Annotated in this window: 1 protein-coding gene and 1 pseudogene; both read right to left on the bottom strand. The window is 63.5% G+C overall.

The features are described from left to right. Window positions 1-109: 109 nt before the first annotated feature. Window positions 110-226, bottom strand: a pseudogene (locus MXC99_RS03245) (hypothetical protein); the annotation flags it as partial. A gap of 81 nt (window positions 227-307) precedes the next feature. After that, the gene (locus MXC99_RS03240; protein WP_247724162.1) at window positions 308-15,430 is read right to left on the bottom strand and encodes a DUF4347 domain-containing protein; all 15,123 of its coding nucleotides are present in this window, start codon (window positions 15,428-15,430) and stop codon (window positions 308-310) included. Between the last annotated feature and the right edge of the window lie 344 nt (window positions 15,431-15,774).

Raw genomic sequence — 15,774 nt, 5'->3', positions numbered from 1 at the left:
TGCGCCTCTCCGCCGATGCCGTCACTGCCAATCCCGTCGTCGTTGAACATGGCGTGAATTGTCCAACGATGGCTACGCAGCGAGAAGGACGCCGCTCAGTGACCGGTTACACCGTATCGCCCGGCCGCGCACGCCCTTCCAGGCGCTCGACCGAGCCGGCGAAGATCCAGGGATGGCGGCGGAACAGCGAGCGCTCCTTGCCGGGCTTGAGGATGAGTTGGGCCATGCGGGCTCCGGGCGATATCGCACAAGTAAGGCGGCGCAGTGTACCGGCTCGCACCGCGCCCGCCCATAGCCTGCGCGTGCCTTACCCCTGCCCCATCGCCTCCACCCCCACCAGGCTCACCGGCAGGACCTCGACCATGAAGCGCTCGGCATACTCCGCGACACTCATCGCCGTGCCATAGAACTGCGCCGTATCGTCGAACTGCCCCCATTGCCCGTGCCAGTAGTCCCAGCCTGCCGGGTCCGGCGCCCGATCGAGCAGCCCCAGATAGAGCAGATCGATCGCCACCTCGTCGGCCATCGCCGCCTTGTACTCGCCCGATTGCGCAAACCCGTACAGCACCTCACCCCGGCTCTCACCCTGCGCCATCCGATCCACCCAGTAGGCCTTGCCCGGCGCATCGGCCGCACGACCCAGCACGTTCTGGTAGAGCAGGTCCACGAACGCCTCATCGCTCAACGACGGGTTGTTCCCCACGAATTCGGCTGACTGCAGGAAGGCCGTCCCCATCTCCTCGGCGGTGAGCCCCTCGAGGCTGCGCCCCACCCAGTAGTTGAAGCCGCAGTAATCCGGCGTGCGCCCGAGCACCGCGTGATACAGCCGCACGATCGCCCCCGCATGCGCATCGCACTCGGCACTGGCCACGAAGCCGCTCACCACCTGCGCGTGACTTTGCCCTTGCTCGAGCGAATGCACCCAGTAGGCCACCTCTTCGGCCTCCCCTTCGCGACCGAGCAGATCCCGGTACAGCTGGCGCACGAACAGCGTGTCGTCGCCCTGCACGTCGTTGTCCCTGACCGCGCGGTCAAAGCCCAGGGCGGCCTCCACGCTATCGGGCATCCCGTCACGGTCAGCGTCGGGCTTGAACGGATCGTACGGACAATCGCTCGGCCCGGGCACGCTCTGCATGTACCCCGGACCGCCCGGGTCGCCGATCACCCCCGCCGTCGGATCGTCATCGAACTGCCCGTTGTCCTCGATCACGAAGTCGAGGCGGATCTTGTCGCCATCGACCACCATCTGCCCGCCGTATTCCGGGCTGGCCAGATTCACCCAACCATCGGCCGTGGGCTTCCAGTAACCATTGATCGGTACGTCACCCGATACGTACAGACTGAACGACACGGGCACCTCGGGCTCGGGCACCGTCGCGCTGAAACTGATCAGCCCCAGCGGCAGCTCCAGATCCGCCGGCCGTTCCCCCGGCCCCTCACCCACCGCCGGCGCATCGAGCTGGCGCGCCGCCGTGATGCTGCTGCCCCCTGCCGGAGCACCCCCAGCCGATTCGGCCACCAGGGTCACGAACGTCACCGGCGCCTGCGGGTTCTGGGTGATCTCAGCCGTGTGGCGGAACGGAATCGAGGCCACGTCGGTTTGAAGCCGATCCGCAATCCCGTCGCCATTGCCATCACCGGGGACCGGCGCAGAACCATCGCGCGGCGCAAGGCTGGGCACAAAGTCCTCGATCACCTCGGGGACACCGTCGCCGTCATCGTCGGGCAGCTGCCCCCACTCGTCGGGCGGCGGGGGGTCGCTCGGATCGATGACCGGGGGCTCGTCCACATCCGGCGGGGGTTCATCCACATCGGTCACGCTCACCAGGAGCGTCTGGGTGTCGCTGCCCCCGAACTCGTCACGGGCGCTCACTTCGACAATGTAGCTGTTGTTGCTGTCTGCGTCGGTGGGCGTTTCGAAGTTGGGCGCGGTGACAAAGACCAGTGCACCCGAAGTCGCGTCGATACTGAACTTCGCCTGATCGGCGCCACCGGTGATCGAGAAGGTCACCGGATCGCTGTCGGCGTCGGTAGCGGTGACGGTGGTGACCGTCCTGCTGTTCTCGGCAACGCTGAGTTCGGCGGCGGCTCCACCTCCGTTGCTGGTGATGGCCGGATGGTCGTTGGCGTTGGTCACCGCCGCGGTGGCCGTGCTGGCGATCGGCCCTTCGGCGCTGCCTTGGCCATCCGTGTAGCTCACCGCCACCGTGATCGCCTTGCCCACCTCGGCCTGCGTCAAGGTGTAGCTGCTGCCGGTCGCGCCGGCAATGACGCTGCCGTCCGCCTTCCAGATGTAGCTGAAGGCACCCAACCCGTCCGCATCGGCCAGGCCGCCGGTGTCGGCGGTGAGGGTCTCGCCCTGAGTGGCGCTGCCGGTGATGACCACCGCACCCGTGGGGGCGTCGTTGGCATTGGTCACCGCCGCGGTGGCCGCGCTGGCGACCGGCCCTTCGGCGCTGCCTTGACCATCCGTGTAGCTCACCTCCACCGTGATCGCCTTACCCACCTCGGCCTGCGTCAGGAGGTAGCTGCTGCCGGTCGCGCCGGCAATGACGCTGCCGTCCGCCTTCCAGATGTAGCTGAAGGCACCCAACCCGTCCGCATCGGCCAGGCCGCCGGTGTCCGTGGTGAGCATCTCGCCCTGGGTGGCCGTGCCGGTGATGACGACCACGCCCGTCGGGACGTCGTTGATGTCGGTAACATTGACCGTGAGCGTCTGGGTATCGCTACTGCCAAACTCGTCGCGGGCGGTCACGTCGACGATGTAGCTGTTGTTGGCATCGGCATCCATTGGAGATTCGAAATCGGGCGCGTCGATGAAGCTGAGCAGCCCACTGGCCGTATCGACGGCGAATCGAGCAGCGTCGGCCCCGCCCGTGATCTGGTAGCTCACCGTGGTGGCCGCCGGGGGCTGGGCGGCAGTGACGGTGGTGACCACCGTGCTCTTCTCGGCCACCGAAACGCTCGCTGCAATATCGCCGCCATCGCTCGTGATCAGCGGGGCAAGGACGACTGCGCCACCCGGGTCGACGATGACACCGTTGGCCAGCCCGTCGGCATCGTAGACGCCTCCATCGATAAGGGTGAAGCTGATCTGGGTCTTGCTCCCCACCGTGCTCACCGTGCCGATGTTGGTCCAGGTGCTCCCAACTTTCTTGTAATAGCCGTTGGTGTTGAGCGCCTTGTCGACATAGAGGTCGACCGTGACCGAACCGCCGACGGCAACCCCCTCGATCGTGAAGTCGAACTGCCCGACCGGCATCTTCGCATTGCGCGGCAGACCGCTGGCGGTACTGTTGCTCACGTTACTGAGCGTCAATCCCTCGGCCACCGCCAACGTGCCCCATTTCTGGTCGGTGGTCCCGGTACCCACGGTGGGTAGCGAGACGACGTTGACTTGCTCGCGGTCGGGCGTGCCGTCGCCGTTGCCGTCCCCCTGGACGCCGCGCGCACCCGGCACCGGATCTTCGCTGCTATTCAGGCGGCCATCACCGTCCATATCGGGGTCGGTACCATCCGGTGCGCCGTCACGGTCGATGTCCGAGAGCACGCTCACGGTGATCGTTTGCACATCGCTTCCACCCAGGCCATCCTGGGCGGTCACTTCGACCACGTAGCGGTTGTCGGTATCGCTGTCGCCGGGGGAATTGAAGTCCGGCGCGGCAGCAAAGGCGAGCGCCCCCGAAGTCGCGTCGATGCTGAACTTCGCTTGGTCCGCGCCACCGGTGATCGAGAAGGTCACCGGATCGCTGTCGGCGTCGGTGGCGGTGACGGTGGTGACCGTCGTGCTGTTCTCGGCAACGCTGAGTTCGGCGCTATCCCCCCCGCCATCGCTGGTGATCACCGGCAAGGCGTTGAAGCTCACGTTAAAACTATGGGCACCGATGACAGCGGCGACGGCGTTGCCGGCCAGGTCGCGGACTTCATCGCCGTTGAGGGTGATGGTGTAGCCGCCGGCGTGGGTGGCGGCGCTCCAGCCGCTGCCCGGGGCGGCAACCGTGTAGGTGGCGGTCTGGGTCGTACTATCGAAGCTCACCCCCGAGAGGCTCAGGTTGCCCACGGCGCCCGGACCGGTCACGGTGAGGTCGGATGCGTCCAGGGTGCTCGCATCCACGGTGCCAAGGTAGGCCACAGTCACGGTGAAGGTGTCGGTGTTGCGGGGATCGGCCAGATCGGGGCGAGTGATCGTACCCAGCGTCGGCGCGGTGGCGTCCACAGTAACCGGGCCGGCAAACTGCCCCGGGCTGCTCAGGTTGCCCGCCATGTCGGTCTGGCGCACCCGGATCACCCCCGCGCCGTAGCTACCGGCCGCGAGGGTGAAGTTGGCGCCGCTGCCGGTGGTCCAGTTCGTCCCGCCGTCGGTGCTGTATTGCCAAGTGGCACCCGATTCGAGACCGGTGACATTGACCACGCCGCTGTGGGTGATGGCGTCGCTGTCACTTGCGCCGCTGTCGCTGGCCAGCGCCAAGGTCGGGGCGGACGGGACGGCGGTATCCACCGTCATCGTCACGGTGTTGTCAGCCTCCGCCCCGTCGTTATTCTGGTTCCCCGCCGCATCGCTGAACTTGCTGCTGGCGACGCTGATCGTGCCGTTGGCGGTGCTGTTGGTGTCGGGCGTAAACGTGGCGCTGTAGCTGGTGCCGCTGCCGGTGAAGTTGCTGAGCGTGCCACCGCTGACAGTGACATCGCTCTCCACAAAGTTTGTCGCAGCTTCAGAAAGCGTGAAGGTAATCGTCGCCGTCTCCCCCGCCTTCAGCGCGGTCTTGTCGCTGGTCACGGCGATCGTCGGGCGGACGGTGTCGACCGTCATCGTCACGGCGTTGTCCGGATCCGCCCCGTCCGCATTGGCGTTTCCGGCCGCATCGCTGAACCGGTCGCTGGCCACGCTGATCGAGGCCGCGGTGCTGCTGTCGGCCGTCGGGGTGAAGGTGGCGTTGTAGCTCGTGCCGCTGCCGGCGAAGTTCGACAGCGTGCCGCCGCTGACGGTCACATCGTCGGCGGTGAAGTCCGCCGCCGCCTCCGACAGGGTGAAGCTGATCGTCGCCGTCTCCCCCACCTTCAGCGCGGTCTTGTCGCTGTTGATGGTGATCGTCGGCGGGGTCGAATCTTCCTGCTCATCGAGCACATTCACCGTCACCGTCTCGCTGCCCGAGACATTGCCGGCGGAATCGGTGGCGGTGATGCCCAGCGTGAAGGCATTCGGTGGGGTTTCGTAATCGCTGGAGGCGGCGCCGCTGGCGGCACCGGCGGTGGTGAGGGTAATCACCCCGCTGGTGTCGATGGCGAAGAAGCCATCGTCGTTGCCGCTGGCGATGGCGTAGCTGGCCACACCGTGGGTGTCGCTCGCCGCCACCTGGCCGATGACGAAGCCGCTGCTCATGTTCTCCGGCAGGTTGAAGCTCAGGCCGGCGGTCAGCGTCGGCGCGGTGGTGTCACGGGTCACCGTCTCGCCAGCGGTGTAGCCCGTGGCGATGGCGTTGCCGGCGGTGTCGCTAATGCCGGTGCCGCTGGATTTGAGGTCGATGCTGACCGTGCCGGTGGCCCCGGCGAGGCTGTCCACCGTCACCGTGTAGGTGCTGCCGCTGCCGGTCACGCTGGCAATGCTGCCGGTCAGGCCAGAGGCGTCGAGGCTGAAATCGCCGCTATCCACGCCGGTGACGGCTTCATCAAAGCTGACGGTAAAGCTGGTGCTGGTGCCGTTGATGACGGCGGCGCCGTTGCGATGGATCGCTGTCACCGTGGGCGCCGTGCCGTCGACCGTGAACAACTGGCCGGTGAGTCCGCCGGAAAGGGCGTTGCCGGCCAGATCGGCAATGCCCGTGCCGCTGCTGTTCAGATCCAGCCCCAAGGTGCCGTTGCCGGAAACCCCGGTCACCGCCACGGTATAAACGCTGTCGGAAATCGGCGTTACCGTGCCCACGCTGGCCCCGCTGGTGGTAGTGCCGGTGAGGCTGAAGTCATCCGCCGTCACGCCGCTCACCGCCTCGCTGAAGGCCACGGTAAAGCTCGCCGTGCCGCTGCCCATCGGGTTGGCCGAGGCGCGCACGATGGTCGTGCCGGTCGGCGCGGTGGTGTCGATGACGAAGGATTCGCTCGTCCCGCTGGCCAGCGCATTGCCCGTGGTGTCGGTGATGTTCGACGTGTTCAGCGTCAGCACATAGCTGCCCGCCGTGCTCGTCACCGACGACAAATCCAGCGTGTATTGCGCCCCGCTGCCACTCACGGTCAACCCGGAAATATCGACAGAATTGCCGCCACGGGTGAGGGTGAAATCACCGATGTCGACGTTCTGCACCTGTTCGCTGAAATTGATCGTCACCGTGCCGGCGTTCGGCTGGGTGGGGCTGGCGACGTCCACCATCGTCACGCTGGGTGCAGTGCTATCGACCGTGCCGGTGCTGAAGTTCAGCGTGCTGTTGTCGGCAATCCCGGCATAGGCCTGGGCGCTACCATCGACAATCACCCCGCTGGCCATCTGCACCGCGTATTGATTCGTGGTGAGCAGATCGGTGCTCGGGTTGATCGTCAGCGTGTTGCCGCTGATCGTCACCTGGCTGTTGTCGGTGACGTCAATCGTCCGCGTATCCGTCCCGGCGCCGGTGATGTCGTAGAGCACGATGTTGCCGGTGCCCGCCGCAATGGCTTCACTGAAGGTCAGCACCACGTTGCTGGTGATCGCCACGCCGGTGGCGTTGTCCGCCGGGCTGGCGGAGGACAGCGTCGGCGCCGCATCGGTCACGGTGACGGAGAAGGCTTCTTCATACGTCAGGCTGCCCGTGCCGGCATCCGTAGCGCGCAGGCGCAGGCTGTAGGTGCCGGCCCCCAGCGCCCCGCCGCTCGCCACCTTGAGCGATGTGCCGGAAATGTCGAATCTGGCGTTATCGGTATCGCCGCTGCCGCTCACCAGGCTGTAGGTCAGCGTGTTGTTCGGCGCGCTGCCGTCCGGGTCGGTGCCGGTAATCGTCGTCAGCGTCGTCCCGGCGGCCTGGCTGTTGTTGAAGCTGGTCGTGCCCAGCGCCAGATCGGTCGGTGCTTCGTTCACGTCGTTGAGGTTGACCGTGATCGTCGCCGTCGAATCCGCCGTGGTGTCGCCGTCTTCGTCGTCCACGGCGACCGTCAGGCTGTAGCTCGCGGTGCCTTCGTAGTTGAGGCTGCCGGCAACGGTAATCTCGCCGGTGCTGCTGTCGATGGCGAACACGCTGCCGGTGTTGCCGCCGGTGATGCTGTAACTCAGCCCGTTGGTGTCGCCCGTCGCGCTCACCGTGCCGACCGAAGTGCCGTTGCTGGCGTTCTCGTTGACCGAAAGCGTGGCGTCGGAAATGGCCGGGTTAACGTCGTCGACCGTCACGGTAAAGGTATCCGTCGCCGTGGTGCTGCCGCCATCGGTCACCGTCAGCGTAATCGTCGCCGTGCCGGTCTGGTTGGCTGCCGGGGTAATCGTCACCGTGTGGTTGGCCCCGGTGCCGGTCACCACGATGTTGCCGTCCGGAATCAGGGTGGTGTTGCTGGACGCACCGGCCAGGGTCAGGCTGTTGGCATCGGTTTCCGTGTCGCCAATCGTCACCGCAATCCCGCTCGTCGCCGTGCCTTCGGTGGTGGTTTGGTTGCCTACGTCGGAAATGGTGGGGCTGGTGTTCGCCGGTCCAGTCGTAAAAATATCGTACTGGTAGGCATCGGAAATCAAATAATCCAGGTCGCCATAGGTAGCATCATTACGAGTTGTCGTACTCACGGCATCGTACGTCATGGCAAATCCAGATCCGGACGGGTAGTACTGGGGATTAACCAATGTCGTACCAGAGGGAACCGTCATGCCAAGACTTGTGGCCGCAGTTGTGATGGTGCCCGTTGTTTCCGATATCACCGTATAGTCAAATCCACCGGAAGAGTTCGGCAGTATCGCGATAATGCTTCCGTTGTATTCCACCAAGTCGACAAAATTATTTACCGATGATGAAAGACCAAAACCAAGGTTCCAGCTAACAACCGACGCAGGCACGTTGCCTAGATCAGTTGCGTAGTAAGTTTGATTTGAAAAACTGCCATTGTTGTAAACAGAGGCAGTTTTTTGATTGGTGGTGATTCGCGTTCCATCGTTATTGAATAGCGTAATTTCCCACTTGTTGTCGAGGCTACGATTAAGGCTGGCAAAACCGCCAGTAAACGCGACAACCTCGGCAACGGAATTTTGTTGGTTGTAAAACCAGTTAACCCGCATCCAGTAGGTGCCCGTACTGGTGAAATTCGCCGTCGATCCATCGGCAGCGAATTTGTACACGAAATCACCTAACGGCGTATAGCTTGGATTAACCCACGAATAGGAATCTGAGCCGATAACGAACCCGCCGTCCGACAAGGCGGCAATCGATAAATCCTGGAGTGGCCAAAGGTGATTGACGCTGGGGTCGCCATTCGGGTTCGGAACGCTATTATTACTGTCTGCAAAATAACTTTCTGTATTTTTTGAATAGTTCCCCGCGTTGTATGAGAAAGCGTTCACAACCCCCTTATTTGCGCCGCTAATAGTTCCAAGATGAGCAACGACAAACCCACCATCTTCAAGCGCAGCAACATCAAATGCATTCGAAGAGTTAGAAGCATGGGATGAGATCAGATGAGAACCGTCGGTCGTTCCAGCATTGTCGAATATGGCGTAATAAACTTGGTTATCAGATTCGATCCAGCCAGCGACAAAGCCGCCATTCTTCAATTCATCCAGTTTAAGATTGGTGATCTCTGTTGAGCGACCAGAGAGCAAGTCTGCCTTTACGTCGATTGTTTTCGTAATCAATGACAATGCGTTGATCACATCAATTTGAGCGTTATAGACAGGCCCAGAGGGGTCCCATGTCTGGGAGTCACCCCCAACCTGTTTTAGATAAGCGGCCGCTTTTCCGCCATTGGTCAAGAATGCCGCACCAACACTCATCATCATGTCTTGAGTGATTGCGGTGCCATGAGTCGCCCATTCATCTCCCGCAGGCAGCACTGAAGCAAAATCAGAAAGTTCCAGAGACTGGGCTTCAATGATTCCCTGGGTTTGCTCCAACGCCCAATCTCCCCCCAACCAGCTCGCGCCAGTCAAATCATCCGATGCCGCCACATCCGCCCCCGTGGCCTCGGCAAACGCGGTGATGAACGCTTCCCCCATCTCGCCAGCGCCGACATTACAGCCGTAGATCAGGAAATCGCCGCTGTCCGACAGGGCGGAGCCCCAGGCGGACAGGGCGCTGGTGTGGCTGGATAGCGTGGCGGTGGAGAGCGTTTCTGCGCCGAGGTACACCGCGCCGCTGCTGCCGTGGGAAACCAGGTGGATGGCGGTCAACCCGGAATATTGGGCTAAAACGCTGCCGATCTGGTCGAGCGCGCTGGATTGGCTATCCAGCAGCCAGACATCGGCCCCGGCGCGTTGGCCGGCGGCGATCTGGTCGGCCAGGCCGGGCAGACGGCTGTCGACGAGGATGACTTCGCTGGCGCTGCCTTCGGCATTGGCCACTTGCCGCAGGCCGTCGCGGTTGACGCCGACGAGGGTGTCGAGCGCGGTCTGGTCGAGCGCGCCTTCGTTGAGCAGCACGCCGCCGATGGTGTAGGTCTGGCCGCTGGTGAAATCGGCGTCGCCGGTCTGGCTGAGGGTGTTGGTGACGCTGCCGGTGTAGTTGAGGCCGACGGTCTGGCCCACCGTGCCGTTGACGCTGGCGACGGTGACCTGGAAGACCTGACCATCGGCGCTGGAAACGCTGGTCACGCCGCCATGACTGGCGTTGCCGGTGACGGCGAAATCGCCGATGGCCACATCGCTCACTGCTTCGCTGAAGACGACGGTGAACACGGCATCGGTGGTTGTGCTGGCGGCAATCTGGTTCACGCCGGCGCGGTTGATGGCCGTCACCGTGGGTGCGGTGTTGTCCACCGTGTAGGTTTCGTTGAGCGTTGGCGTCCCGGCGGCGAAGGCGTTGCCGGCGGCGTCGGTGATGTTCTGGCCGCCGGCGAAGGCCAGGCCGAGCGTGCCGTCGCCAGAGACGCTATTGACCGTGACGGTGTAGGCGCTGCCGCTGCCGGTTACGGAGGCGACGGTGCCGGTGGCCGTGCCGCTGATCTGGAAGTCGTCGGCGCTGACGTTGCTGACGGCCTCGGAGAACACCACGTCGAAGGTCACGCTGTCGGCGGTGGTCAGTTCGTCGCCGGTGCGGTGGATGGAAACGCCGGTGGGCGCGGTGCTGTCGAGGGTGTAGGTCTCGCTGACGGCGCTGGCGCTGGTGTCGGTGAGGCTGTTGCCGAGGGCATCGGTGATGGTCGGTGTACTCGCCAAAGCCAGGCCTAGGGTACCGTTGCCGCTGACGCCATTCACCGTGATGGTGATGACCGGACTGCCCTCGCCGCTCACGCTGGCGATGGTGCCGGCGGCGCTGCCTGTGGTGGCCAGCGCAAAGTCGCCCACGGCCAGGCCGGTCACCGGCTCGCTGAACACGGCGACGAATTGCACACTGGTCGCGGCGGTCGGCGCATTGCCGGAATCGGCCCGGTTGATGGAAACGAGCGTGGGCAGGACGCGGTCGACGACGGTGGTTTCATCGTCGGCCGGGTCGCTGGCGGCCAGGGCGTTGCCGGCAAGGTCGGTGATGTTCTGGCCGCTGGCGAGGTTGAGGCCGAGCGTGCCGACGCCGCTGACGCTCTCGACCGTCACGGTGAGCGTATCGGTGCCGTTGCCGGTCACGTCGGTGAGAACGCCCGCGGCCGTACCTGTGGCGGCAAGCTCAAAATCGGCCGTGTCGGCAGCCGTGACGGCTTTGTTGAATTTGACGGTGTAGGTCAGCGTGGCGGCGTTGCTGCTTTCCGCCCCACGCTGGATGGCGAGGGCGACGGGTGCGGCGGCATCGGTGGCGCCGGTGGTGAAGTTGAGCGTGGCGTTATCGCTGATGCCGGCAAAGGTGTTGCCGAGGCTGTCCTTGATGGCCGTGCCGTCGATTTGCAGGGCGTATTGCGTGGCTTCGGCAAGATCGGCAGTCGGGTTGAGGGTGAGCGTGCTGCCGCTGATCGACATCCGGCCATTGCTGCTGCCGATGTGACTGCCGTTGCTGACATCCCAGGTCTGGACGGTGGCACCGCTGGTGACGTTGTACAGCGTGATATTGCCCGAATCGCCGAAGGACACGGCTTCGCTGAAGGTGACTTCCAGATTGGCGGTGGGCGCGATGCCGGTGGCGTCGTCAGCGGGAGTGGATGAGGAAAGTGTGGGGGCGGTGGTGTCCGGGACAATCATCGTGAAGGTGCTGGCGGCGGAGGTGCCGCCATCACCGTCGTTGATCGCCGCGCTGAAAACTCGCGTGCCGGTCGTCGGGGCCGTAAACTTCAAGAATTTGATGATGTTCTCAGCGGCCAGGGGCGTAGCGGCGGCATTGAAATCAATCCGCAGTTCGTTACCGTTCTGGCCATCCTTGCCGGAAGCCACCGTCCCCACAGCGACCCAACTGCTGCCGCTGTCTTCGCTGTAGAACACCGAGTCCCCCGCTGCCGGTGAATCGTCTGCGCCCTCCTCGGTCGTACCGAATTTGATGGTGACATCGTTGGCAGCATCGCTGAGGAAGGCACCATCCGCCGTGCCGGAGGTCAGCGAGATCAGCAGGTAACCGCCATCGAAATCGGCGGAATCCACATCGGTCAGCGCAACCGGATTGGATGAATTCTGATCGTCGATGTAGTCCGATGCGCCGGAGAGGGTGACGCTGTCGCCATCGAGATATTGAATGGTGGGGGCGTCGTTGACCGCCGCCGCCACCGTCACCGTCGCCCCAATGCTAAGCGTAGTGCTATCCACCCCGCCATTGGCCGTGCCGCCGTTATCCTGAATGGAAGTGAGGGTTACCACGCGGTTACCGGTGGTAGTTGGCGTGCTGCTGGTGTTCTTGTAAGCGAGGGCGTCAACCAGGGTTTGCATCAGGCTCGCGCTGATACCGCCCGCCTTGCTGACCGTAATTGTGGCCGTGTCGCCGGAAACACTGACGACGGCAGTCATGCCGTTGGTCGCGGTGGTCACGCTGTTGGTATGGTTCAGCCCGACGTCGGAGCCGTCGATTCTCAGGATTTCACTGGCCCCGTCGCTGACATTGGTCACGGTCAACACCAGTTGCTGCACGTTTTGTGATGCTTCCACGGCAGAAACAGCGGCAGCAGAAAAGAGGCTCACCGCCGAACCGCCTTCGGTATAGGTCGGTGTGGCACCGGCGGCGGTAAGGGTCGGGGCGTTGTTCACGGCATTCACCGCCACCGTGGCGGCCAGCGCGGGCGAGGCAGTATCCGATCCACCGCCGCTGGTACCGCCATTGTCCTGAATCGAAGTCAGGGTCACTACGCGGCTACTGCTGCCGGGGTCGTTGCCGCTGTTGCCGTAAGTCAAACCATTGAGCAGCGCTTGTGCGTCCGCCGCGCTCAGACCGCCGCCCTTGGTCAGCGAAACCGTGGCCGTGCCGCCGGAAACGCTGACCGAATAAGCCACGCCGTGGCTGGCGGTCGTCCCCGTGATGCCATCGACCAGGCTCACGCTGCTACCGTCAATGGACAGGCTCTCGGCATTGCTACCCACATTGGTCACGGTCAGGGTCATGGCCGAAATGGCCTGACCACTTTCCACCGTGCTCACCATCATGCCGTCGAACAAGGCCACCGGCGAACCGCCTTCGGTAAAGGCAACCGATAAGCCGCCGCTCAGAGGCCGGGTCGTCCAGCTGCTGCTGTTGGCGGTACCGGCAAAGCCGTTGCTGGTGCTATCCGCCAGTGAGGTACCGGTCGCTTCATCCAGTTTCCACAGGGCGACCAGATTGGCTTCATCGCCTTGCAGATTCACGCTCTGGTTATTGCGGATTTCTTCCGCCGTGCGCACATCGTTCCAGATGCGGAATTCGGCAATGGTGCCGTTGAGCGGGTAAGATCCGTCGCCCCGTTTGCCAAGGTAGTAGGGGTTAGTGGTGCTTTTCAGCGGATCATCTGCGGGGTTGCCCGGATGGTTGTCTTGCGCAGCAACCTCAACACCGTTGATGTAAATCCTGGATATGTCGGTATCGGCATCATAACTGGCGGCGATGTGCATCCATTGGTCGGTGGTGAGAACCGCGCCGGTATCAATGTACGCCCCACCCGTGGGGATGAAGCGCAGGGCATTGCCGTTGGTGTGCAACTCCATCTGCTCTACAGCGCCTGAAGTGCCTTTTCCAGCGATGAACTGCACGGCATAGGGACCACTGAGGCTAGAGAACTTGACCCAGGTCTCCAGAGTAAAGGCCGTGTTTATTTGATCGTCAATATCAGGGAATGCTGCGTAGCTCGTTGTCGCACCGGAGAAGGTCAATGCCGGATCGGTGCGGTTGGTAACCTCGGGCGCATCGTTAACCGGAGTGATGGTCACCGTCTGGGTGGCGAAGTTACTGGCAAGTTCCGCATCGGTGGCGGTGAAGGTGACGGTCCGATCGGCCGTGCTGGGGTCGTTGCTGTCGTTGCCAAACTGAATCGTTTGCGCCACCGCTTGCACCACGGTGTTGGTGGCACTAGCGTTGAAGGTGAAGACCCATTCGGTGTCGCCAGTGACGCCACTGGCGCTGGCAGTGCCGATAGGCGTGCTCCCGTCGTAGAGCGTAAAGGGTGCAGTGCCGATGCCATTTACCCAGATGCCTGACGTCTGGTTTGTGGTGGGCAGCAGCAGGCTGTCATCCGCACTGGCGTTGCCGGTGATCTGCACCTTCAGCGTGCCGCCGTCCCAGTTGCCCTCGACATCGGCAACGCTGAGCGCCGGAGCGATGGCGGTCGGGGTTTGCTCGGTGAAGGCGGTGCTGGTGCCAGCGATGACTACGGGGGCGTTGTTGTCATTGTCGTTGGCGTTGGTGACGGTGACGGTGATGGTCTGGTCGGCAGTGTTGGTTGCCGTATCCGTGGCGCGCACGGTAACGGTGTAGGTGTTGTTGCCGACGGTGTCACCCTGATCGGTGGGAGTTTCGTAGTCGGGTGCGGAAGCGAAGGCCAGCGCGCCGGTCGAACTGTTGAGGGTGAACTTGTCTGCATCGGCCGCGCCGCCGCTTGCTGTGGGCACGATGGCATAGCTGACCGTGCTGGCGTCGGTGGCGGCGACGGTGATGACAGTCGTGGTGTTTTCGGCCACGTTGGCCGTGGCGGCGGAGGTGAAGCTGGGGGCTTGGTTATCGATGGTGATGGCAAGGCCCGAGGACGCGACGCTGGTGTCGCTGCCGACCGTCGCCTTGGCGGTGATGGTGTGGGCACCCGCCGACAGGGCCGAGGTGGTGATGGTCCAGTTGCCCGACCCGTCGGCGGTGCCCGAGCCGATCTCGGTGGTGCCGTCGGTGTCGTACAGCTTGACCGTGGCGTTGGCCGGGGCGGTGCCGCTGAAGGTGGGGGTGGTGTCGTTGGTGGTGTTGTCGGTGTCCGAGGTGCCGCTGTCGGTGCCTGCCGTCATGTCGGGCGCGCTGGGCGCGGCCACCGCGGCCCCCAGGGTGAAATCGAAATATATTATGTCACCGGGGAGGGGGACGACGTTCGGATCCAGGCAGTTGATGCGCAGGGTGTCGCCCGAAAAAGAGGTGGTCAGGTTGGTCTTGTAGGCGGCGGTCGTGTCGGTGTTGTTGAGCGAGAACGAGCCGAAGGTCGCGCCGACGATCTTGAGCGCGACGGCGTCAACCGAGAAGCCCTGGCCCGCGTGGAGGGTCAGGCGGTTGGTCGTGGGGTCGAAATCGACGATTTCCGAGTTGCTGCTGGAATAATCGAATTCATTGCCGGCGCCGATGGTGGCGGTATCCCAAGGGTTGTCGCAATTGGGGTCGTTGATCGGATCGAAATATTTCAGGGTCAGCCCGTCGATGGACGGCATCAACCCGTCATAGGCTTCGACGGCCAGGGCGGCGGTTTCCACATCGCCCGCCGACACTTCCAGAATCCAGTCGCCGCCACGGCGGGCGGCACCGGTATCGTCGTCCGAGGCGGCGACGTCGGCACCGGTCGCATTGGCCAACGCCTTGACGAAGGCTTGCCCGCTTTCGCCGGAAGCAACCGAGCAGCCGTAGAACAGCAGGTCGCCGTCGGCCTTCAGGGCTTGTCCGAGGGTTGCCAGTTCGGCCTGTACGCCGGCATCGGCAAGCGTGGCGGCGTTCAGCGTGCCGTTGCCCAGGTGCAGTGAGCCTTCCGAGCCGTGGCTCAAGACATGGATCGCGTCGTAACCGCTGTGGGTTTCCGCCCATTCCGCCATCTGCGCCAGCCCACTTTGGCCCGACTCGATCAGCACCACCTCCACCCCCGCCCGGACGCCCTCCACCAGCGTCTGGTAGTCCGCCACACCGGTGTCGATGAAGACGACCTCCTTGCGATCCTGGGCCGGAGGGGGCGTAACCGGGATGAACAGGGCGGGCGTGGAATTGTCGAGATCGGGGTGCATGAGAAGCTCCAATGGGGGGACTGTCCGTGTGCGGCACGATGGCCTGAACAGGTTTCAAATCTATAAAAAAACTTGCCCTTGCGACCCTGAAAATCAGGGCGGCAAGGGCAGGATTCCTGAAAAGGACGATGAAGCGAATGATTCCCCGGACCCGGGTGGCGCAGGCTGAGTGAAACACCCGCCAAGCGTCATCAAGGCCGCGATGCGTGTGAGGTTGATGCTGGATAATGCAGGGCGCTTGGTCACCGCGAGCTGACCGTTCATGACAAAGATGAAGATTATGCTTATTTCAACCCGATCCGGGTACTGGATTTTTTCGCACTTCGCGTTTTCGCGACGTGCGC

Source organism: Thauera aromatica (assembly GCF_023093595.1).
Lineage (GTDB): Bacteria > Pseudomonadota > Gammaproteobacteria > Burkholderiales > Rhodocyclaceae > Thauera > Thauera aromatica_A.
Note: the sequence above shows the minus strand (reverse complement) of the source record. Positions and strands in the feature narration are given on the sequence as shown.

Bases quoted from the DNA above. Each gene is read 5' to 3' on its own strand.
- MXC99_RS03240 (WP_247724162.1), bottom strand. From the start codon at position 15,430: ATGCACCCCGATCTCGACAATTCCACGCCCGCCCTGTTCATCCCGGTT.